Consider the following 22,368-nt stretch of genomic DNA (forward strand, 5'->3'; position numbering starts at 1 on the left):
CGGGGACGCTCATTGCCTTGTCGGTGACCTAAATATCAAGAGGGGGGCCTTGGATGAGGCGAGCGAAGCTTGGCTTTGTGCACTAACCGCCTTTGAAGTTGCCAGGCGGTTAGTGCATGAAGACGATCCAGAAAGTGGAGACGTTTCAGCCAAAGTCGAGGCTGGCATTCAGAGGTTCGGATCTCTGGAGCGGAAGGTGGAACGAGTAGAAATTGCGTGCTGCGATCACACTGAACTTCGAGCCTGCTACTTGCCTGCTGGCAATCCCAATTTGTGCACCCCCGCAGTCATTTGTATCAGCAGGGAAGAAGAATCAGGGGCGGCGCTGCTCGGGCGGCTCTTGCCCGTGGCAACTGATCGGGGCATCTCGGTTCTCGTGGTTTCTCACGACGACGTCTCAAATCAGTGGTGCGGCCAGTCGGAGATGTTGTTGTCTTGCTGTTTGGATTACTTGTCCGATCGGCCCGAGGTTGATGCCACTCGGATTGGCGTTTATGGGGAGGGCTTGTCGGCTGCCCTAGCTACTGACTTCGCCATATCTGATCGCCGCATTGCTGCGGCGGTTTGTGACGGCGGCCTCTGGAATTGGGCTCGAACTTTGGCGTCTGTCGGCTGGATGACGGGGAGTGCAGATGCGGTGGACGAGAACGTAGCCTCAGAGCATCGCTTGCGATCGGTGCGGCAATTGAGATGCCCAGTTCTCGTGGTCGCCGGTGGGCGCGGTACGGTCAGCGTGCCGGAGGCGATCAAACTACAAGCTGATTGCTCAGCGGTGCGCATCGATTTGGAGCTGGCCATGCCGCCGTTGACGCGGGCCCCCGTAGGAGAGATTGAAAACTTCGTTGTTTCCGATGAGCGCATCTTCGGATGGCTAGAAGATAAGCTCGCACACGCTTCAGCTCGATAGCCATTCCTGGCAAAGACGGGCGGTGATTCCAATCGCGCGTGCAAAATGCGGAGCCCTCGCTACAATTTCCTCAACTGTTGTCCGTAGCGCGTCTACGAGGGCCCTCGCGTATTCCGTCTTGCGCATTGCTAATCGACGAGGCTCTGACGGCGAGCCCGGTATCGATCGGCTCGATTCCTACAATATGCCGATACTTAGCTTTTGAGATGCCAATCGGCTATTCTTGCCAATCGAGTTAAGCCGTTTATTGAGGTAGGCGAGAGACTCCTCGTCCAGGCCGCCAAACATCGTCGAGTTAAGTGCTTGTCTTTTGATTGACAGTTTCGTGATTTCCTCCCGCGCCTTTTGAGTCAGCGACATTTGGAGAAATCTTGCGTCTTCAGGCGAGGTTACCCGGATCAGTAGCTCCACTTGTTCGAGTTTCTTGGTCTGGTTGGTAACGAAGGCGGGATGAATACGCAGCTTATTTGCAACGCCTATGCCCGAGACGCCGCGACCTTCATCGAGCTCGTCGATGGCCATTAGGATCAACCACTGCGCTTCGGTTATTCCTAACATCTGCGCCCAGCCTTTGTGTATTTCCTCGAGTTGCGAATGGATCTCGACGATGTTCCAGATGAAATCTCTAAAGGCGGGGGCCTTTACGTTTCTGCTTCAATTTTCCATGAAAAACGGGATGGTGACCTGCCACTCAGTATTTCCTTCAGAAGGAGCTAGAGTCCGGCCCGAAGGACGGACAGATGAAGCGAGCAAGGTTCATATGTGGACGGCCCCCGACTTGCAAGGATTGGCTCTGGCAGCATGCTCGGATCGCTTGCGCTCATATGTCCGGCCTGTTTTCGGGTCTTGCGACCACCGGCCAAGATGGGCTTCGCGGACAGTGAAATCCAAACACGAGAGCGGCATTTTCTGCCGGTAAACCGAGCGGAGCATTTCGCTGACCGGCTCGCGCCGAACGTACCACCTCTCCTGTCCTGCAAGTTCCGTCCTCAGCGTCAAACCTGTCGGTCTGGCGCCAAGCTCTGCATTTCGGTTAAGTCTACGTCGGCATTGTCACGAGCTGCTTGCAGGTCGATACGGCTCGCCGCTGACCATCAGTTTCCAGGCAATCCGCGCCAGCTTGTTTGCCAACGCTATGGCCACCAGCTTCGGCGGCTTGCGTGCGATGATGTCTTTCAGCCAGGGCCAGGAGCGAGTTTCCCGTCGGCGCATATCTGCGATCACAGCCGTCGCGCCGGCCACCAAAACCGTTCGCAACATGCCGTCGCCGGCGCGTGTAATCACGCCGAGCCTATTCTTTCCGGCCGTCGAGTGATTCTTTGGTGTTAGGCCAAGCCAGGCGGCAAAGTTTCTTGCCGACCTAAACCCGCGCGCGTCCACGACCTTGATTGACAGCAGTGTCGCACCGATCGGACCGACGCCCGGGATAGTCGCCAGCCGTCGGCTCATCTCGTTATTCCGGTGGAGTTGCATGAGCTTCTTGTCGAGCTTGGCGATCTGGTCATCGACGCGCGCCAGTTCTGCCGCCAAAGCGTCCACCAACTCCTTCGTCAAGTCGGGGACCGTTGCGTCGGCCTGAATGTCGATCATCAATTGTTGAAGCCGGGAAAGCCCCTTGGGCGCGGTAAAGCCGAATTCTGCGGCGTAGCCACGGATCGAATTGGCGAGTTGGGTCCGCCTGCCGATGAACTGGTTGCGCACACGCGCCAACATCTGTGCGCCCTGCTGCTCGGCACTTTTAATAGGCACAAAGTCCTTGCGCAGCTTCGGCCGGCTTGCCGCCTCGCAAATTGCCTCGGCGTCCGCAGCGTCCGATTTTCCGCGCTGCACATACGGTTTGACATATTGCGGCGGGATCATCGCCACCTCGTGCCCGAGCGATTGCAGCTCCCGCGCCCAATAGTGCGATGCCCCGCAAGCCTCCAGTGCGACGAGCATGGGCGGCAAACGACTGAAGAACTCCAAAACCTGTCCGCGCCTCAACTTACGCCGTAAAACCGGCTGCTCCGTCCCGTCAACGCCATGCAGCTGAAATACACTCTTCGACGTATCCAAACCGATGCGAACAATCATTTCCACGGGCGGCTCCTTCGTTGGGGGTCAGGGACGACCTCATCTTGCCACGCACTGTGGCGGAAGGGGGCCGTCCACCCCAACACGAAAGAGCAGATTATCGCGGTATTGAAGGAGCATGAGGCTGGGGTGAAGACGGCTGACCTGGCTCGCAAGCATGGGATCTTCGAAGCGACGATCTACAATTGGAAGGCCAAATTCGGTGCATGGATGTCTCTGAGGCCAAGCGCCTGAAGGCGCTGGAAGAGGAAAACGCGAAGCTGAAAAAGGTTTTGGCGGAGCAGATGCTCGACGCGGCCGCCTTTCGCGAGCTGCTTTCAAAAAATGTTAGGGCCCGCCGCCAAGCGCGCTGTGGTCGCGCATCTGCAGGCCGTCATGAGTCTGTCGGAACGGCGGACCTGCTCGATCGTGGGCGCGGATCGGAAGTTGATCCGTTATCACTCCAGCCGCCCTGCGGACGCGGCTCTGCGCGGCTGGTTGCGCGAAGCGGCGGCGGTTCGGCTACCGCCGGCTATTCGTCCTGCTGCGACGGGAGGGAGAGCCCTCGGGGATCAATCGGATCTACCGGCTTATCGCGAGGACGGGCTCACCGTCCGCAAGCGGCGGGCTCGCCGCAAAGCTGTGGGGACCCATGCTCCGATCCTGATCGATGCGAGGCCCAACGCGCGCTGGTCGCTGGACTTCGTCCACGACCAGTTCGCCAACGGCCGGCGCTTCCGCATTCTCAACATCGTCGACGACGTCACTAAGCAATGCCTGGGCGCCATTCCGGAGACGTCGATCTCAGGACGGCGCGTCGCCCGTGAACTGACGGCAATCGTCGAGCGACGCGGCAAGCCAGGAATGATCGTGTCCGACCATGGCACCGAGTTCACCTGCAAGCCATGCTCGCCTGGAGCAAGGACACGGTCATCGATTGGCACTTTATCGCGCCAGGAAAGCCGATGCAGAAAGGCTTCATCGAGAGTTTTAATGGCCGGATGCGCGATGAACTGCTCAACGAGACCCTGTTCTTCGATCTGAATGACGCCCGCGCCAAGATCGCCAACTGGGTCGCCGACTACAATATCCGGCGGCCTCACTCATCGCTGAAATACCTGACCCCAGCGGCCTATGCCGCCCAACTCACCGCAGCGGACGAACGGCTGCGCAATCCCTACCAGCTCCGCCGATCGTCCGTTGCTCCACCCGCGCCATTTGGCGTACAAAACCCCGAGACTCTAACCGGATGAAAATTCAGTGGCGGCACAACCGTCGTCCGGCCAGAGTCGCAACCCGCCATCCGCATCGGGTGTGAAGACGGGGTCTGGACATCCAAATCGCAATCGTATTTGGTGGTAAGCGGCAAAGAGATCCCATCTGGCGGAGTGGCTGAGCGATCGGCTATCGGGTGCTCAGTTATAAGCCGATATGAGCCTCTATGTCTGTGCCTAATTGTGAAACTAGTACCTTCCATATGATCGAAGCGGTCGCCGGTCTTGAGGGAGCGCCGCGGCAGCTGGCCGACGCTGCTCGGACGAGTTCAAAAAGCCCAAGTTGTGACAGAGGCGCTGGAGCTGGCGCCAGCGTATCGGCGATCGCCCGCCGGGTCGGCATTCACCCGTTGCAGCTGTTCGCCTGGGCGTGATACTCGAGGCAAGCGGCATTATTGCGCGCGGCGCTCGAGTTGCGCGGGTGTGCTAGCTTCTGTGGCAGGCGCAGTGATCGAGATTGCCATTGGCGAGGTGGTCGTGCGCGCTGGCGTCGGTGTCGACGAGGCGCACTTGCAGCGGGTGATCCGGGCGACGCGTTCGCCATGATCCCCTCTGGGGTGGACGGCGTTCCTGGCCAGTCATCCAGTCGAGTTCCGCAAGTGTTTCGATGGCCTAGTTGCACTGGTTCTGCCGGCTCAGAAAGATTGTGTGGTGGGATGGCTCCGGCGTGGGCGAAGTTCTGCTAGCCGCGGATCGGGCATCATCGGGTGCAGCTGAATCCTGCGCAGTTGATGGCCCTGGACGAGGGGATTGAGGAATGTCCCCAATAGTGAGTCTGACGAATCATTTCCGGAGGTGGTCGAAGTTCGGGATCCCCACCATCCTTTGTACGGCCGCTCATTTCGAGTGATCAGGAAGATCGGCCAGCGAGGCCGAAGCGTTCCCGCTTCGTATGAAGTCGAGTTTCGCACGGGAAGCAGTCTCCTGATTCAGGCAACCGCAATCGAGTATTATGGACAAGAAGCAAATCAGATTAAGCTGAGTATGGAGGCTCTACTCGAGCTTCTATCGACAGCGGATTGTCCCGACGCACATGAGCATGGATCCAGCCGATCTTTGGTCGACGCTGACGCCCGCGCTCCGACGCCAGATCGACGAAGACGTCGCCGCGATTTTGGCGGAGATCCCTCATGAAGTCCGAGTTGGTCACTCCAAGCCACTTGGCGCGCAAAGCCGTAGTCTACATCCGGCAGTCGACGCCCCACCAGGTCGTAAGCAATCAGGAGAGCCTGCGCCTTCAATACGCGCTTCGCAAGCGCGCCCGCGAACTCGGATGGCGTGAGGCGGCCATCGACGTGATTGACGCCGATCTCGGGTTGAGCGGCGCGTCTACGGCGCATCGTAACGGCTTCAAAGAACTCGTTGGCCGTGTCGGCCTGAGTGAAGTGGGGCTCATCCTGTCGATCGACGTGACTCGCTTGGCGCGTAATTGTACCGACTGGTATCCGCTCCTGGATATCTGTGGCCTGCGTGGCTGTCTGATCGCCGACCGCGATGGTGTCTATGATCCGGGCACCCCCAACGGACGGTTGCTTCTCGGGCTGAAAGGTTCGATCTCCGAACTTGAGCTACATACGATCCGCAGCCGGCTGACCGCCGGCCTGCTGGCTAAAGCCGAACGCGGCGAACTTGCGGTTATGCTGCCAATAGGGCTGATGCGGGATCCGAGCGGCGTGGTCGTTAAGGATCCCGACATGGCCGTGCAAGGGCGGCTCGGTCTCGTCTTCCAGCTGTTCCTGCAACTGCGCAGCGTTGCCAAGGTCATGCGGGCCTTGAACGAGCGTGACCTCGAACTGCCACGTCGTGATCGGCATGGCGATTTGTGTTGGACGCGCGCGACACTGGCGGCGGTGGCGGCCGTCTTGAAGAACCCCGCATACGCGGGCGCCTTCGTCTATGGACGAACCCGCTTCCAGCCGCCGAAGCGGGAGGGCGCCCTGCCGCAAAAGGCTCCGCGGCCGATTGAGGAGTGGCGGATCGTCGTCAAAGATCGATATCCCGCCTATATCGACTGGCCAATTTATGAAAAAATCCGAGCCGTCATTAGAGATAACCGAGCCGAATACATGCGCATCAAAACCCGAGGCGCGCCTCGCGATGGCGAGCTTCTGCTCCACGGCATCGCCTGGTGCGCACGATGTGGCCATAAGATGTACGTCCGCTACAAGGGGGGCGGCGAGTATGTATGCAATCACCTGCGTACCCAGGAAGGCCAACCAACCTGCCAACACATCCGGGCCGACCGTATCGATGCGGCCGTTGCCGATGCATTCCTAACCGCACTGGCGCCGGCCGAACTCGATGCCTTGTCGCACTCCCGCCGGGTCCAGCAGCAGATGAACAATGCGTTACGTTCCAGCGCAGAACGAGAGCTCGAGCGCAAGCGGTACACGGCGGCGCTCGCCGAACGACAGTTCAACCGAGCTGATCCAGACAATCGCCTGGTCGCCTCGGAACTCGAGCGTCGATGGGAAGCGGCGCTAACCGACGTGCGCGCCGCCGAAGAGGCGCTTGCCCGACAGATGCCCTCCAAAGCCATCACACAAGTGGCCATAAGCAAGGAGCTCGACAACAAGGTCATCAGCCTCACCGGCCGCTTGCCACAGATTTGGGCTGATGAGATTATCTCGGATGCGCATCGGAAGGCGTTGTTGCGGTGCCTGATCGAAAAGGTCGTGCTCGACCGCGGTGAACACGACTTGGCCCTGGCCAGGATCGTCTGGCGAGGAGGCGCCGTGACGGAGCTCGAAGTGAAGATGAGCGTCAACTCCGTCACCAGATTGACGCGAGGTACAGAGATGCGGGAGCGCCTGCTGGCGCTTGCCCGCGACGGCGTCCCAGATGACGAGATCGCCGCAATCCTTACTCAGGAAGGGCACCGCTCTCCTCATTGCCCCGATAAGGTGCTGCCCATCACCGTTGGGCGGCTCCGTCGTGCCGCTGCCATCAAGGTGGCTACCCAGCGCAACCGATGGGAGCATGACGAAGCACTCCTCAGCCCACCCGAGTTGGCCCGCACGCTCAAGATCCCGGTGAACTGGCTCTATGTGCAGATCCGAAGTAAGCGTTTGCTGATTGATCGCCAGCCAAGCGGCGCCTATCTCTTCCCGAATAAACCATCCATTCTTGACGCTGTCCGAGACCTTCGAAACCACGTCATTGCGCAACTTGATCTAAGAATCTGTCAGCCTAACAAGGAGGGGCATCAACATGGTACTGGAAGAGGGGCCGGACCGCGGCGGTCAAACCGCCGGAGATTCTTGGGTAATGCGGCGAAGTGAATCTGTGAGCTGAAAGGGCAAGAGAGACGGGGCGAAATGCGCTCTGGTGGGCCCAATGGCGCCGCCCGATCTCACCCCCCAAATGACGTGGAGACGCTGAAGGCCATGGTGCTCGCCATGGCCGAGAAGACGGCCCGCGCCGACGCTCTGGAGAGCGCGGTCGCCGATCTCAAGGCCTGCAACGCCGACGCGCGCATCGAGGCTGATGCAGATCCTGAAGGCCTTCGATCGGTTCGGCCGACGATCGGAAACGCTCGGGGGCAAGCTCGGCTTCGAGCTCGAGATCACGGCCGACCGCATCTTCAGCGAGGTCAAGAAGCTCGCGCGATCTGGTCGCGGCAATGATGGCATCACCGTAACCGTGCGGTGAGGCTTTCAATTACCCACAAATTCTCCTCCGACCATGGCGCCCAGCGCGATGTCGGTGAGGCGTGACAGCCCGCGCCACATGACGGTATTTCCGGGCGGCGGATCGCTGGCGCGGGCGAGATAACCGCCGAGCCGGGCGATCTTGATCGGATAGTGCGAGAGCGTTTTCTGTCTTGCTTTTGGTTTGTCGTTAACGAGGCGATCGAGCACGCCGATTTCAGTCGCAGTCAACGCGAGGGTTGGCGGCGCGTCTGGGGCGGAGCGGTTGAGCATCGTCATCCAGAAGACCCGCCAACTCAGGATGCAAAACAGCGAGATCAGATTGGTCAGACGCTGGGCGGTCCTGAGCTTCGACTCCTCAGCTTTGCAGCCCGATTTGAGGATCTTGTGGAACACCTCGATCTTCCACCTCAAACCATACCATTCGAGCTTCTCAATGGCGTCGGTGCGGGAACCAACAGGCAGGTCGGTGATCAGTTTCCAATCGATCTTCTTTCTGTTTTTCGGCGTCCCGCGCTCTTCGGCATGGATCACCGTCAGGGTCAGAGCGGGATAGCGTTTCTGCTTTCCGATCGGTGGCAGGACGCGAATCTTGCGATACCTGATCTCAAGAACGGCCAGGTCGGGATCGCCGTTGCTGTCTCTGACTTCGATGCGATGGAGCCCTTTGACGGCGACGTCGTCCATTTCGTCGGCGATCGTGTGATCCCCATCTCCAGCCAAGCGGTCGACGCAGGTCCTGATCAGGAAATGAGTTCCGATCTCCTGTGCTGCGCAGAAAAGCTCGTAGATGTCACCCTCGCGATCACCAATATGGATGCATCGTCCCGGATGATCCAACAGTTGCGTAGACTGCTTGAGATTTTCCAACCACCGGACGCTTTCCTTTTTCTCGATGGGAATCCGTGTCGGATTGATCTTCTTTTTAAGCGCAGCCGTCCCCTTGAATTTCTTCCGGAACGGCCGCCAACCCCAGCGGCACCCCCTCGATTGTAACCGCGAGGCTCGAGTGCATCAGGATGCCGCAAACCGTGTGCGATCTGAGGCGACCCGCCATCCCGTCCACTGCTTATGCTCTTGGTGATGCCAATCGCTTCTGACTTCTCGCGTTGATAGCTGAACTCGGTTGTATCGTGCAGCACAAGAACGAGACATTCAGCGGCGGCGGCACGATCACGTGTCGATTGGAAATGGCCGGCCAGAATGTCTGCTTCGCTGACCCGGTCATTAGAGAAGAAGCGGTAGGCTGCCTTGGTATTCGCCCAATCTTGGCAGACGGGCGGAATGCTTTGTCCCATGGCGCTTCCAATCTGCGTGAGCAGTTTGCGGAATCTGTCGCCGAGCCGCGCGTCCCTAAACTCGCATCCACTACTCTCTCGATCAATCCAACATTCACCTTCCAAGGACCGCGCTTACGCATCACCTTGGCTAGCTGCCGGTCAAACAGCCAGCGCAGGTTCTACGAGTTGCAGGTTGCTGGGAGCTCGAGCGTGACAACGACGAGGCTCGAGCGGATGGCGAAGCTCTGGCAAGTCGAGAAGACCGTGCGCGGTCAAAGCCCCGACGCCCGCGTTGCCGCTCGCCAGCAAGCCTCCGCCGCGGTCGTCGCAGATCTCTTCGATCTTTGGCAGCAGACCTTGCGGCGGATCTCCGGCAAATCAAAACTAGCCGAGGCGATCCGCTATGCGGTTTCGCCGCGCCGTCTTCGAACGCTTCCTCCGGCCGCAGCGAGCTCGACTCCAACATCGCCCATCAGACCACCAACAATTACGAGAAAGACTAGCCTCTTTCCGGGCTGCGACGGCGGCGGACGAACCTGGCCGACCATCGCAACACTGCTGCAGACAGCGAGAATGAACAACGTCGATCCGTTCGCCTGGCTTGCCCTAATACTTCAGCCTATCGCCAGCCGAGCAGCGAACTCGATGCGATCATGCCATGGAACCACCCACCTGACGGCCTAAGCTTGTTGCTTACATTTGACGACGCAATCTTGCGGTGCAGTAACTTTCATCTGTGGACGGCGGCTAGGCGACGGATCAGATGAAAGCTCAAAGCAAATGTCATTTTACGCAGCGTCTGGCGCTTGACGACGCGGTTATCGAACGGCGTCGCAAAGCTAAACTCTCCTGCGCCGAAGGATAGAGATGGTAGCGGATCTGCGGCACGCTCCAGCACTTCTGTTTTAGCCGCCTCAAGCTCTCTACAACGATTCTCTCCGTATTAAGGCACCGCCTCCGGTCCAAAGCGCTCGAATCGCGGTACGCAGCCGATCGAACAGGCGCCAAGGATTTGCCGTAGATCTGGCAGATTAACCGGCGTCATGCATACCCTGACGTCGACGTGTACGCTTCAGCTTCCCGCCGCCCAGGTGTTTTGGAAATGAGCAAACAGCAATTCTTGAATGCGCGGGAGATCGCGCAGTTGCCTGATGGTGTATGCCAACTCCACTGTTGACGCCGTCAAGGGTGGCTTCTGTAGGTTCAGTCCGATATCGTCTGCGCATTATCTCCTTCAATCAGGGCGAGCTCGATCCGTGCCGAATGGGCTGAGCTTTGGTGTCGCATTACGCAACGCGACCACTTCGAGCGCGGCGCGCATCTCGGAGATCTCCTTCACCAAATTGGTATCGAGGGTGGCAACCCGCACGCCAAGACGAGGAACAGCGACCACAAGATGTTGAGCCTCCAGTTGTCGAAAGGCCTGCCGCACTGGGATATGGCTTCGAATTGAAGTCTCGCGCGACAGGATCCTGCCGGAGCGGGGCCTCTGGCTCGAGTTCGTCGCTGATGATGCGCTCGCCGATTGAGTGCGCAATACGCCCCGCAATCGTCGTATTGGTTGCCACCAATCATGATCCGCGCTTGCATCCTACAGGCGGCGGCCACATGGTACGGCCGCGAATTCGGCAAGAAGCAAGCTCCTTCTTGCAGTATTCCTACATTCAGGGCCAATTTTCGCAAACTATTCGCACCAAGCCCGATTTAAACTTCTGCGCAGCATCGTACTATCATAGCTAATATTGATGATCTCGGAGTGAAAGCAAGGTTTAGGGTGATGCTGTGGGAGCGGAAGACAACGACAGCAGCAGCGCGCGGGTCCGCGGGGACTCGGAGCTCGCCGAGGCCGAAGCGCTCTATGGCCTATGTTTCGGGCGCACAGCGTTCACCGCCAGAACTTCGATCCAACCACGTCGAAACCGCAAGCCCGCTCAGCATCAAGACCGGAGTCTGTCCGGAAGATTGCTGCTACTGCTCGCAGAACGCGCATTACGACACCGGCGTGAAAGCTACCCGCCTGATGAATCGCATCGATGTGACCGCCAGGGCGCAGCGCGCCTAGGACGCCGACGCGACCCGCTTCTGCATGGCCGCAGCCTGGCGCAGTCCAAAAGATCGCGATCTCGATCGGGTCCGCGCGGTTAAGGGTCTTCGGATGGGCATCTGCGTGATGTTTGGCATGCTGACGCCGACGCAGGCCGCGAGGCTCGCCGAGGCCGGCCTCGACTTCAACAATCACAACATCGACACCTCGCCGGAGTTCTACGGCAAGATCATCACCACCTGCACCTTGCGGGACCCCACCTGCACCTTGCAGGACCGCGTCGACATGCTTGCACATGTGCGCCAGTCCGGCATCAAGTTCGGCTGTGGCGGCATCGCAATGGGCGAGCGCGTCGAAGACCGGTTCGGCATGCTCGTCCTGCTCGCCAATCTCCCCAGCCATCCGGAAAGCGTGCCGATCAACTTGCGCAACGGGGTCAAAGGCGCGCCGACCAACGACGTCGCGGAGCGTACCGATCCGGTCGCGCTGGTGCGCCTGGTCGCGACGACCCGGATCATCGAGAGCGTCGTGTGGTCGTCCGCCGGACAGCAGTATATGACCGATGCTGCAGGCGCTGTGCTTCTTGGCCGGCGCAAATTCAATTTTATCGGCGACGTGCTCTAACCACCAAAAACCCCGCAGCGCGACCGCGACGCGAATTTGCTCGAGCGCTCGGAATCGCCGGTCTTACCTGGATGAAACAGGGCAGCGAGAGCGCTGTGTGCAAAATCTAGCTAAGGTGAGATATGCAGATCACGTTGATGGCAAAATCCATCGCGCGCCCTGGTCACCGAAGCCGATCTGCACTATGAGGGCTCAATATCGATCGACAGTACTCTGATAGGCGGTTGCGGGATTTTTGATCAACGAACGCGTTGAAATCTACAATGTCGACCACTGGAGCGGGGTTTGCGACCTACGTAATCGAAGCTCCCTGGGGGTCAGGCGTCATGGGCCTGAATGGTGCAGCTGCGCGGCTCGCGATGCCCGGAGACAGAGTTATTATCGTTGCATATGCCTCCTATGACGAGGCGGAAGCAAAAATCTTCAGGCCGCATGTTGTGCTGGTTGACCGAGAGAATCGCATCCTGCCAGGTTGAAATGTTTCTGCTTAGCGGCCAAACGGAACTCTTGCGGATCGCCACCCTGGCAGTGAAGAATACGGCCAATCCATGCTGGCAAATTTGGCAATCATATTGCAGCATTGACATGCTGGTCGCATTCGCGCGGAGCAGCAAGAAAATCTGCCGGTGCTGAACCGCTTGAGAACTGGCCGAAATCCGATCCCGGCAATCTGCGGTAACCAACGCCAGGACCTGATGTCGAGCCCTGCCGCCGCGTCGGGCTCTCGTGTTGGGTGGACGGCCTCCTTCCGATGCTCTGCTGCAAGAGACGTCGCCGAGAACCTCAAACGAAGAAGTCGCCCCTGCAAACGATTGTTCGTATCGTTTGACACGTCAAAGAGTGTATTTCAGTTGGCGGAGTGGCTGTTGATCGAATGGCCAGAGGTGAAGCAGCGCCCACAAAATACTGGCTCGCCACTCTGCCGGAGACCATCAGGTTCGAGCGGCTCGTCGACCTCGCCAAGCTGCGTTGGCGCATCGAGCGTGACTATCAGGAGCTCAAGCCGGAAGTCGGCCTCGGCCAATACGAGGGACGCGGTTGGCGGAGCTTCCATCACGCAACGCTGTGCATCGCAGCCTACGGCTTGCTAATCGCCGAGCAGGCGACGATTCCCCCGTCAGGACCTCGTTCCGCAAGGCCGCACCCGCTACCTCGCTTACCCGACAACTATCGATCCAGAGGCTCCGCCCACGCGGCTTGAGCGCCACATCCCGAACTCGGTCGCAACCATGCGCGCCCGATTGATCCGCGCACTCATCAAAACCTTGCCGCAATGTCCGTGCTGTGGCGCCAGCGCAGCATTAAATGGACGTCGCCGCCCATGACGCAGTAAAATTAACCGGCAATACAGCTTCGTTACTCCGTTTCCTTGGATCGGCTGCGCATAGAATAGGAAATTGGGGATCTGCTTCACCGATTTGCCGCCGTCGTCTGCGTGTAGTTGTGTTGATATTACTCTACTATAGATAGAAACGCTTTCCTCCTTTGATCTCCTTCGGGTCGGGGAGCCAATCAGCTCGGTCGTCCACCTCCGACATGCTTCTCGCGAAGGATTCCGCCAACGCGCCGAACGCAACGCGGCTCACGGCGCGCGAAGCACGAAGTGACTATCTGCACGGTGATGGTACGCCGCAAAGGATCGAGCGATTTGTAGCCGAGATGCTGCTTCACGACTGAGGCGACCAGCTGGGAGATGCCTCCCAGTCTTGTAGGCGGCCTCCGGTCAAGTACTCGCGGAACTTGAGATTATGCCCGTAGTCGTGGAACCACGCTGACGACGGCTCGGGGTAGGCTTTTCCTGCGCCCCAGCCGCCATGCATTCCCCTCAAAAGCTACTACGCTGCGGTGGATAGCCGAGCAGCGCGCTCCCTGCCTCCAAGATCTCCGGGACGCAGCCCGCGGCTCCAAGCACTGCGGCAATCACTTACGCGCCACGCTAAAGGCGACCCAAGTGCCCGCCGCGTTCTTGATGTCAGTGCCAGCATCGTACATCTGGTGAAGCACCTCCCGCACGTCAACGGTACCGAGGTCGTGGTAGTCGTGCCACGCGACAATGCCTCCGTTGCGTACGCACTGACAGGCCAGCCTTGTATCGTTGATCACGCCAGCGTCGCTGTGGTCCCCGTCGATAAAGAAGAAGTCGCACTCACCTATGTCCTCCGGCGTAAGGTCGAACGAACCGCGCTCGCGCACCAGCAGGCGAAAGCGGTCGTCGTGCACAGCGAGATGACCAGGATCCCGAGGTATCTCACCGTGTTGCACAGGGCATCGCAGCCGAGAAGCGTCAAAATCGGGCGGAACGTCGATGCCAACGTAGGATCTAAGCGTCGATACGTTGTGCAGCAGCACCAAGGCCGTGCGACCCTCGTGGCAGCCCGTCTCCACCGCCCGCGTGGCCCCTATAGAGTGCATGAGCGACGCTAGAACTTCTAGCTCGTTGGGGTTCATGAGGCGCCGCGACTGGTTGAGCCAATTCAACTTTGCTGGCGTGACGGTCACCTTTGGTAATTTTAGCATATACGTTCGTCCTCTAGAAGTACTTGATGGTCGCCCACCTCACCATTGATCGTCTTGCTGCCTGGCTCGTAGATCTTATCTCCGCCATCATTGACGAGTGTGTAATACCCCTCTTCCGTCGGACAAGCTCAGCCCCTGGCGGCTGGTCGTGACCGTTCCAGAGCTGCACGCCAGCGAAACCGAATTTATGCTCGTATCCCATTGCTGTCTCCTACCAGATTCACACGATGGCGCGACTGTCGCGGTTTCCCCACCACAACAGCACGTAGATGAACGCTCGCGTGACCAACGATACACGGAAAGCCCCGCGGCGCTCAAAGGAATTCAGCAACCGCGGTGTTGGCTGACGGCGTCAAGAAGGACGATGAGTGTTTAGGCAGACCATCGCGGAGCGATGTCGCGTCAAAAAGCAGATCTCGATTCTCGGCGCGCGAACAAGTCGAAGGCTATGCCGGCCCTTGACGTGCTGCAGTCCAAGGCAGCCGGTTAAACGGGCCTGCGGGCTTTCGGCTCCTGCACGATGCGGATGTCCTTTCAGAAACTCTCGCCCTCGGCGCACGGGGGCGAGGCGAGCTCCGCGACATCTCGGCTACGGGGAGCACCAGACGAACGCCGGAGAGTTATCTGTCGTGCGGCGCCGACGCCGTAGGACTCAAGGTCGTGCAAGCGCGTCGAAATGGTGCGGGCCCTGAAGGATTGCGAACTTCGTGGGGGGCTTTGGTTCGCACTTCGGAGTTCCGAGTGATCTCGCTACGAGCGGTCGAGTACAGTCGTTCCGCTATCAGGCGTCGCGCGGCGTCGCTCTGGTCTGAATAGTCAAGTGGGATATTCTTTGATTGGATGATCCTCGATCTAAGCCAAGCTGATCGGCCGGTGCTACGCGAATAGATATCCTTGTCGTTGCACGCGTAACGCTTTATCAGCGCGCGCACCCGCGAGAGGGCATCTGATCCGCCGCCGTGTAACGCTTCGCGGGTGTTGGTAGGGAACCCGACATGTCGTTGCCAAGCGAACAGGCCCGTTTCGAAAAGATAACATATCAAATCGCTGCTTGCTGGCATGCGACTTGCCAGCGAGTTTGTTCAGGTTGCCGCCCTCGAGCGCGAGGGCAGAGGCTCACAACGAGCACTGTCATTGGACAGTGGTAGGAGCTGCAAAAAATGCCGATGAATTACGAACAGCTCATGGCTATGAAAAATCTCGGTCAGATATACAGCTACGGGAATCGCGAGGTCATGCTCTACGCCTACGGTATCGGCATGGGCGCCGATCCGCAGGATGAGAAAGAGCTTGCTTTTGTGAATGAGGCGACTGCGACGCCGCGGCCATTAAAGGTCGTGCCAACCTTCGCCTCCGTGGCCGCTTGGGGCGCGCGGCCTGGCGAAATGAATCTCAACCGCGTCATGGTCGTCGACGGCGAGCGCGATATCACCTTCCATAGACCACTTGCGACCGCGGCTCATATCACTGCAGATTCCGCCGTGCTTGCGGTGTTCGACAAGGGCAAAGACAAGGGCGCCGTGATCAGGCACCAGACCGTGCTGAAGAACACCGATGGCGAACCGCAAGCGACGTTGGTCGCCTCGCTTTTTGCGCGCGGTGATGGCGGTTTTGGTGGGCCATCGGAAGGTCAGCCCGAGCCGCACCTGGTTCCGACCCGCGCGCCTGACCTAACTGTCGATATTTCAACCCGACCCGATCAGGCGCTCATCTACCGCTTGTGCGGTGACCGCAACCCGCTGCACTCGGATCCGGAGTTCGCCAAATGCGCCGGCTTTCCGAGACCTATCCTCCACGGCATGTGCACCTATGGCATCACCTGCCGGGGCATTTTGCAAACTTACGCTGATTATGATCCAACTGCGTTCAGACGGCACGCGGCGCGGTTTTCGTCGGCGGTTTATCCAGGCGAGACCGTGACGCTTTACATGTGGAGGGATGGTAATGTGATCTCGTTCGAGGCCAAGGTGAAGGCGCGCGGCGTCACCGTGATCAAGAACGGCATGACAGTGCTGAGCTAATGCAGTCAGGGCGGCGCGTCAGCACAAACTCCTGCTTCTCGAGAGTTCGGTGTGCGCGTCGCGACAATCGGAATGACAAACAGCGGATGACAAACAGGAACGACCGATATCACCGGTCCCGGCGTGGGTGGGGGCGTGGGTCGTCGAGGTGCACGTAAAGCTGTTCGCGCGCGAGTCAACGACATCCGCAGATCGCGTGATCCGCCGGCTCGCCACAGATTCCTCGTGCGTGCCCTTGAAAGGGTTCAGATCGACGCCCGAGCCCTTCACGCCGTCGATCGAGTGCGGCGGCAAGTCGAGGCCAACGCCCGTGTATTACCAAAGCCAGTGGGTGTGAAGCGCCAGCGGCAGCACAGCATTCGGGCCATATTGCACGAGCCAGAGATCGTAGCTTTGCACATTGGCGAGGTCAGAGGGCGGTCAGCTCCTTCGGGCGATTGTCGGAGTAGATCTTCGCCTTGCGGCCGAGCTGTTCCTCGACGAGCCGCAACGCCTGCATCATCGACATATCGCACTTGGAAAGTACGGTCTGGTTCTCGAAGTCGAGCACCATACAGGTGCGATCGTCGGGATCGGCCTCGCGGAAGAAGCGGTCGACTGTTCCTTCCGCCTCGCTCCTATTGGAGTGATAGGCGTCGTGCTCAAGGCGGCCACCTTGATTGCCCCCGTGCCGGGTCGCATAGGTCGGGTCGCCATAAGCGCTCCCTCACCTGCTTTGCAGATCAACCCCAGATGCTGGAATAGGCCATGGCTGCGAGGTCGATTCGGCCGCTTGGCAGCGGACCGATGCTGTGATGTAGAATATCAACGACGCGCGGGATCATCAGCGTCATTGGTGGGCTTCCGAAGGGTTTGAGGCCTCCCAAACTGCAGAAAAAGCCCCCCCGGCGAGGCGGCTTGACTTGGACCGGTCCCTCGGCTTGCGGCTTAGTATGCCGACCGGCTGGAGGGAGGTAGAATGAGCACGCTGCAGCTTATCATGTGCAAGGCGAGACTTGGCGCAAGACGATTAGCCGCTATGGGCTCCGCTGCGCCTTTAAGACGAGACCGTTTCTTTTTTCGACGATCTCGTTGCGACAAGGCGAAGCAATGTCGGCGCTGCTTGGCTCACGGCCGTTGATTTGCAACTCATCAAGCGGTGCGGGCGCCAACCAGCGGTCCTATCCCTCAAAAGGCCATCGATTAATGCGTTAGTCTGCTGCAGCAATCAGCTATCACAGCGGTATGGAGCAGGTAGAAGGCTGGCTGTACCGACGGCTGCACACGTCGTCGCCGAACTGCTTCGGCACAAACGCGAGATCGGCGTTCCGGGAATGTAATGGAAATCGGCGTCCACCACTGGCGCTTCTTCATCCGCTTGGCGCTCGGAAGAGAAGATACGACTCTTGCGATTGATGTCTTCAGATCCAGGAGCAGATGTCGATGAGACCCGCGAAGAAAACTTCGGCGCTCGTCACCGGAATCTCGCACGTCGGGGCCCACCGCCAATGTCCGCTCCTTAAAGGCCAACTCGCTCAGCCTGGACGGTGAATTTTGCAACGTCAAGAGGCATGCGGTTCATTTCGATCGACAGCGGCCTCACCTGGGAATGCGCGAGTCCCCCCGATATCTTCGAGCTCAAACGTTTTGTTGGGCGATATTGAGCGCTTCGCTGTTGCCCCAAATTCGCTACATCAGGTCAGAAGTGCTTGCACGGGTGGTACGGGAACGTGTCCTCGGCAAAACTGGTGACGGTCCGTTCGCTGGCAAACGTATTTGGCCCGGTCAATTGCACCGCGTTGCAGGGTAGGGGAAGTTCGTTAGGATAGCCGCTGCGGTAAGGCGCTTGCCGTTTATCCCAGTCATAACGCAGGCCTACGCTTCTGTGTGAAAGAACCCACAACTGTTTTGAGCATGACATCGCGACCTCAAGTAATCCGGAAGATTCCATAACATCTGACTGGCCTGAACTTTGCTCCAGCATAGTGCGATAAGTGAGGAACACGTTATGCCGCTTGACAATCCCGAAAGCGCTCGTCGCTGGTTCTACCTTGCTCAATTCTATCATGACGCCGGTCGTCTCACCGAGGCCGCCGATACGTACGATAAGCGCGCCAAGATGGGTGGCTGGGAGGAGGAGGCCTGGATGGCGCGCCTGCAGCAAGCGCGTTGCCTGCGTAGTCTCGGCGACGAAGGCAGTTTTGTCGCCAAGGCTCTCGCCGCATTCGATCAACGTCCACAGCGAGCGGAGCCGCTCTATGACCTTGCCAAGTTTTATCGAGAAAAGGGGCTGACCCACTCAGCTGCATTGTTCGCGGAGTTCGGTCTGACGGTCCAATATCCCAAGGCAGACATTCTGTTCGTGGAGGATTACGTCTATACAACCGGCCTGCTTGAAGAATATTCGATCGTCGCGAACGAATCCCGTGACCCTGTCCGGAAAGATCGAGGCTTCGCCGCGTGCAATTATCTCGCACTTAGCCGAGACACCGCACAAGGGGCGCGGCAACTGGCCTGGTCGAACCTCCGCTTCTACGTACAAGCGGCCGATATCTTTCTGCCATCGTTCAAGGCACAACAGATCGATTTCTGTCCTCCCGATGGGTACCTGCCGCTCAATCCGTCGGTCACGCGCTTGGGCGATCAACTCTTCGTCGCTCAACGAGCGATGAACTACGTCACGACCGAAAATGGCCTTCAATATCGCAGGCCCGAAGGGCAGCCGTTCATCACGCGGAATTTCCTGCTTCGTCTCAATACTGATCTTTCGGTCCGCTCCACCGCCGAAATTCTGCCGCCAAAAGACTTGCCACCGCCCGCATTTCCGCTCGTTCTAGGGTTCGACGATATTCGCCTGTTCAGCTGGCGCGGGGACTTGTGGGGCAGCGCATCTGCTAAGGAATTATCGCCCGAGGGGTGGCGCGAGCAAATACTGGCGCGTCTCGAACCCGAGGGCGAGTGCACGTATCGTATGGTGGATTGGCGAAAGCTTGAGGCTGATGGACCGAAGGCACACGAAAAAAACTGGATGCCGCAAGTCCAAGGCGAAGACTTAAGGTTCATCTATCTCTGCGACCCGACCCGGGTCGTGGCTTTCGACGGCCATACAATTCAGGAGAGCGTTGCCGAGATTTCAGCCGAGCACTTTCGAGGCGGCTCCCAGCTGGTTCCGTTCGATGGCGGCTGGCTCGCCCTGATTCACGTGCAGGTCCACGCCGAACAAAGACGATTCTATTTTCATCGGTTCGTCTGGTTCAACTGCTCAAATCACCTCGCGGGCGTCAGCCGCCCGTTCTATTTCAAGCGAAAGGGCGTGGAATTTGCGGTCGGCATGGCGTGGCATCCAGATCAAGAACGGCTTTTCATATCATTCGGCGTCGCAGATTCCCAGTCATGGATCGCTACCGTTGGTGCCGGCGACATTCGAGCCACGTTGGAACGAACCAGCGAAATCAGAGATGGCCGGGTCGGGCAGGTCGCTCCTTCCGAATAGGGATCAAAAGCGATCGATTTCCGAACGACGAAAATTGCCAATTCGACTCCCTACGCCCGCCCCGAGCGAACCGATGGTGTAATAGAGCCGTCCGGTCGTGCCGGTCGTGTCCTTGGCCGCGATCACGACCCGGCCGTTGTCGGTGATCGCGAGGCGCGCCGGCGCATGCCGCCCTCCACAAACAAAGGGCTCCAGCCGGTCACATCCTGGAGTCGCCCCACGTGTCAGCTATGTACCGTATCGGACCCCCGGCTCCTGGCGACGATCCTGTTCGGCAAGTTGGGTCAGCATCGCATGTCCCCGAACACGTCAACACGATGGAGATCTGGAGCTATGTAAGAGACGAGGGAAGGCCCCTCGGGACCGGCGATCAGGTGCCGGTTCCAAATCACCGCGAGCTGCTATCGTAAAGAGCGATAATGGTGAGCGTCGCGAAAGGCTGGACGTGATCCCGTCAGGTCAGGTCCAGAGAAACGAACGAAAGCGAACCGGTGACGATCAGGCACAAGCGTCACGCATTCGAAGATCGGGCGTTGGCGGTGATCGACACCATTAGGCGGCGCGGCATCCACCATCTCTTTACAGTCTTGCTGGATGGCAGTCAGTCGTTGATTTCCGGCGGGCTGGACCGATTGGAACGGGGCCCCGCTTGGAGACACACCGCCAATCGACGCCGATGACCCTGTGCACGATCTTGGCAAGCTCGGGATTTGCTCCACTTGCGCAAGTTGGTCGACGCTCTCTGCATCCGGGGTGCTAAGCCGGCGCGGTGCAACCGCCATGCAATGAACCTGGAGTTCTTCAATCAGCCCGATGTTCCACCAACCGCGCCAGTTGCGTGGGAACAAATCGAGGAAGCCGCCCAATGGCGGCAATCGAGAGTCTGGCGCGCAGCGTCTCACGCCTACCTCAGAGCGGCGCTGGCAGAGGCAAGCGATGAACGAATGCGTTACGATTGCGTCAAGTCACTCTCGAGAGGCCGCGGTCTATCTACGTCAATTCAGCGCCGCACAGGACGAGCACAATCGCGAACCGAAGAAGCGCCAATGTGCGCTCATGGGCAAAGCGCGCGACCTCGGCTCGTCCGATGACCGCATTATTGTTATCGTCGAGGATCTTTGCCTCTCCGGTTCGTGCGCGATGGCGCGTTCGGGCGTTTGCACGTCTCTCCGCCGAATTGGCGCTCACGAGCGTCGGTCTGGTACGCGGTCTCGGAGCCTTCTTGCGGCTCGCGCGCAACAACGTCGCATAGTGCCGCCTGATTGATCTGGACGGATTTACGGCTGATCCGGCATTGCCGACAGCATTTATCATCCGGCAGTGTTCAATGTTCGTCTCTTGCTGCGGCTCGAAGGCACGATGAGCGAGGCCGAACTACTGTGCTGCGGCCCGCCTCAACGGCGGAGTCCGCAATAAGGCGGTGCGGTCTGCCCGTTGGCTTCATCTGGGGCGAGACTGATGGCGAGGTCCGGTTCCATCCCGATGAAGCTGTCGTTACCGCCATTCGCCATCTTTTGCGCACGAGATGGGATCAAACTGCACGTTCGCGCTGAGGTCTGGGTCTTACGCCGCCATCCATCAGGACTTGACCAATCCTGTCTATGCTGGCGCCTATGTATATGGCAAAAGTGCCAAGAGAAAAGTCTCTAGCACTGGCGCGCTGCACGTGCTGAGGCCGCGCGCCTTAATACGATCAGCCAACAGAGCGTAACCGCCTGCTCGCGCTCGGACCTGATCCCGTCTCCGTCTGGAACGCGGGCACGACAACGCCGCGCGAAAGAGTTGCTGCGGACGGCCCTCGATGGGGTCATCATTAAAGTCAATCGCGATGCTGCTCATTTGACGCTGCGCTTGAAGGGCGGCGCGCTAGTGTCCCGAGTCACAAGTTCGCAATCATAGATTCGCAGTAGGTTCGCGTCGCGGTGCCAAGAATGGAGGCAAACAGCGACGGAGGCTGCAATGGCGGTCCTGCAACTTGCCCCCCTGATACTGAGCGATGATGAGCGTGCCGAACTGACGTCGCTGACGATGCGGCGAAAGACGGCACAGGCGCTGGCTCTGAGAGCCCGGATCGTGCTGGCCTGCGCGGAAGGCGGTCAGAATAAGGAGGTGGCGGCCAAGCTGGGCCTGGACCGATCGACGGTAGGCAAATGGCGTCGGCGTTTTGTGGAGCGGCGGGTGGACGGGCTACATGACGAGCCGCGCTCCGGGGCGCCACGCACGATTGACGACGCCCGCGTTGAAGCCGTGATCGTGAAGACGCTTGAGAGTTGCCCTGAGAACGCCACTCATTGGAGCTCCCGCGACATGGCGAAGACCAGCGGCCTATCGGTGTCGACGGTCCAACGCATCTGGCGGCCTTCGGGCTCCAGCCGCACCGGATGGAGACGTTCAAGCTCTCAACCGATCCGAACTTCGTGGCCAAGGTGCGCGATGTCGTGGGACTTTATGTCTCGCCGCCGGAGCACGCCATCGTTCTCTGCGTGGACGAGAAGTCGCAAATCCAAGCGCTGGACCGCAGCCAGCC

12 protein-coding genes and 8 pseudogenes are annotated in these 22,368 nt (G+C 59.2%); 13 read left to right on the top strand and 7 right to left on the bottom strand.

What is annotated here, in order from left to right; translation table 11 throughout:
• The coding region (locus tag A3AS_RS44335; protein ID WP_018322512.1) for a S9 family peptidase at nucleotides 1–907 on the top strand (907 nt) is incomplete at its 5' end.
• Between the two features lie 177 nt (nucleotides 908–1,084).
• Here the strand turns inward: A3AS_RS44335 and A3AS_RS44340 are convergent.
• Nucleotides 1,085–1,465, bottom strand: a complete 381-nt coding sequence (locus tag A3AS_RS44340; RefSeq protein WP_018322513.1) for a MarR family winged helix-turn-helix transcriptional regulator — start codon at nucleotides 1,463–1,465, stop codon at nucleotides 1,085–1,087.
• 495 nt (nucleotides 1,466–1,960) lie between these two features.
• Entirely contained in the window at nucleotides 1,961–2,986 is a 1,026-nt protein-coding gene (locus tag A3AS_RS0137190) for an IS110 family transposase (RefSeq protein WP_084674996.1), read from the bottom strand.
• Here A3AS_RS0137190 and A3AS_RS50230 point away from each other — a divergent pair.
• From A3AS_RS50230 to A3AS_RS46190, 5 genes and pseudogenes are all read left to right on the top strand, one after another.
• On the top strand, nucleotides 2,930–3,214 hold the full coding sequence (locus A3AS_RS50230) for a transposase (RefSeq protein WP_371260744.1): 285 nt from the start codon (nucleotides 2,930–2,932) through the stop codon (nucleotides 3,212–3,214). The genes A3AS_RS0137190 and A3AS_RS50230 overlap by 57 nt on opposite strands.
• A 141-nt stretch (nucleotides 3,215–3,355) precedes the next feature.
• The gene (locus A3AS_RS50235) at nucleotides 3,356–4,003 is read left to right on the top strand and encodes a DDE-type integrase/transposase/recombinase (protein ID WP_371260745.1); all 648 of its coding nucleotides are present in this window, start codon (nucleotides 3,356–3,358) and stop codon (nucleotides 4,001–4,003) included.
• Nucleotides 3,925–4,212 carry a transposase gene (locus tag A3AS_RS50240; RefSeq protein ID WP_371260746.1) on the top strand — a complete coding sequence of 96 codons (288 nt, stop codon included), beginning with the start codon at nucleotides 3,925–3,927 and terminating at the stop codon, nucleotides 4,210–4,212. The genes A3AS_RS50235 and A3AS_RS50240 overlap by 79 nt, the downstream gene beginning before the upstream one ends.
• A gap of 1,151 nt (nucleotides 4,213–5,363) precedes the next feature.
• On the top strand, nucleotides 5,364–7,514 hold the full coding sequence (locus A3AS_RS44350; RefSeq protein ID WP_018322516.1) for a recombinase family protein: 2,151 nt from the start codon (nucleotides 5,364–5,366) through the stop codon (nucleotides 7,512–7,514).
• A 55-nt stretch (nucleotides 7,515–7,569) separates the two neighbouring features.
• Nucleotides 7,570–7,773: pseudogene (locus tag A3AS_RS46190) on the top strand (IS66 family transposase); the annotation flags it as partial.
• Nucleotides 7,774–7,889: 116 nt separating this feature from the next.
• Here the strand turns inward: A3AS_RS46190 and A3AS_RS49645 are convergent.
• Together A3AS_RS49645 and A3AS_RS49650 are read right to left on the bottom strand one after the other, a co-directional pair.
• Nucleotides 7,890–8,753 carry an IS4 family transposase gene (locus tag A3AS_RS49645; RefSeq protein ID WP_245283381.1) on the bottom strand — a complete coding sequence of 288 codons (864 nt, stop codon included), beginning with the start codon at nucleotides 8,751–8,753 and terminating at the stop codon, nucleotides 7,890–7,892.
• A 407-nt stretch (nucleotides 8,754–9,160) separates the two neighbouring features.
• Nucleotides 9,161–9,286, bottom strand: a pseudogene (locus A3AS_RS49650) (transposase DNA-binding-containing protein); the annotation flags it as partial.
• 15 nt (nucleotides 9,287–9,301) lie between these two features.
• Between A3AS_RS49650 and A3AS_RS46195 the strand changes: the two are divergent.
• Nucleotides 9,302–9,837: pseudogene (locus tag A3AS_RS46195) on the top strand (transposase); the annotation flags it as partial.
• 532 nt (nucleotides 9,838–10,369) lie between these two features.
• Here A3AS_RS46195 and A3AS_RS46200 read toward each other — a convergent pair.
• Nucleotides 10,370–10,734, bottom strand: a pseudogene (locus A3AS_RS46200) (GntR family transcriptional regulator); the annotation flags it as partial.
• Between the two features lie 211 nt (nucleotides 10,735–10,945).
• Between A3AS_RS46200 and bioB the strand changes: the two are divergent.
• From bioB to A3AS_RS46205, 3 pseudogenes are all read left to right on the top strand, one after another.
• Nucleotides 10,946–11,828 (top strand): annotated as a pseudogene (bioB, locus tag A3AS_RS0137230) (biotin synthase BioB); the annotation flags it as partial.
• A 125-nt stretch (nucleotides 11,829–11,953) separates the two neighbouring features.
• Nucleotides 11,954–12,307: pseudogene (panD, locus tag A3AS_RS44355) on the top strand (aspartate 1-decarboxylase).
• Between the two features lie 351 nt (nucleotides 12,308–12,658).
• A pseudogene (locus tag A3AS_RS46205) lies at nucleotides 12,659–13,032 on the top strand (IS701 family transposase); the annotation flags it as partial.
• A 719-nt stretch (nucleotides 13,033–13,751) separates the two neighbouring features.
• Here the strand turns inward: A3AS_RS46205 and A3AS_RS0137250 are convergent.
• The gene (locus A3AS_RS0137250; protein ID WP_084674995.1) at nucleotides 13,752–14,348 is read right to left on the bottom strand and encodes a class I SAM-dependent methyltransferase; all 597 of its coding nucleotides are present in this window, start codon (nucleotides 14,346–14,348) and stop codon (nucleotides 13,752–13,754) included.
• A gap of 1,160 nt (nucleotides 14,349–15,508) precedes the next feature.
• Between A3AS_RS0137250 and A3AS_RS0137255 the strand changes: the two genes are divergently transcribed.
• A complete protein-coding gene (locus A3AS_RS0137255; protein WP_018322522.1) occupies nucleotides 15,509–16,369 on the top strand; it encodes a MaoC family dehydratase in 861 nt (286 codons plus the stop codon).
• 409 nt (nucleotides 16,370–16,778) lie between these two features.
• Here the strand turns inward: A3AS_RS0137255 and A3AS_RS47975 are convergent, their stop codons facing one another.
• Entirely contained in the window at nucleotides 16,779–16,922 is a 144-nt protein-coding gene (locus tag A3AS_RS47975) for a hypothetical protein (RefSeq protein WP_018322523.1), read from the bottom strand.
• Between the two features lie 1,434 nt (nucleotides 16,923–18,356).
• On the opposite strand from A3AS_RS47975, the gene A3AS_RS44360 reads away from it, so the two are divergent.
• Both A3AS_RS44360 and A3AS_RS46210 read left to right on the top strand, forming a co-directional pair.
• Entirely contained in the window at nucleotides 18,357–19,841 is a 1,485-nt protein-coding gene (locus tag A3AS_RS44360) for a tetratricopeptide repeat protein (RefSeq protein ID WP_018322525.1), read from the top strand.
• Between the two features lie 1,959 nt (nucleotides 19,842–21,800).
• Nucleotides 21,801–22,368, top strand: a pseudogene (locus A3AS_RS46210) (IS630 family transposase); the annotation flags it as partial.

The sequence above is a fragment of the Bradyrhizobium sp. WSM2793 genome, assembly GCF_000379585.1.
Classification (GTDB): Bacteria; Pseudomonadota; Alphaproteobacteria; order Rhizobiales; family Xanthobacteraceae; genus Bradyrhizobium.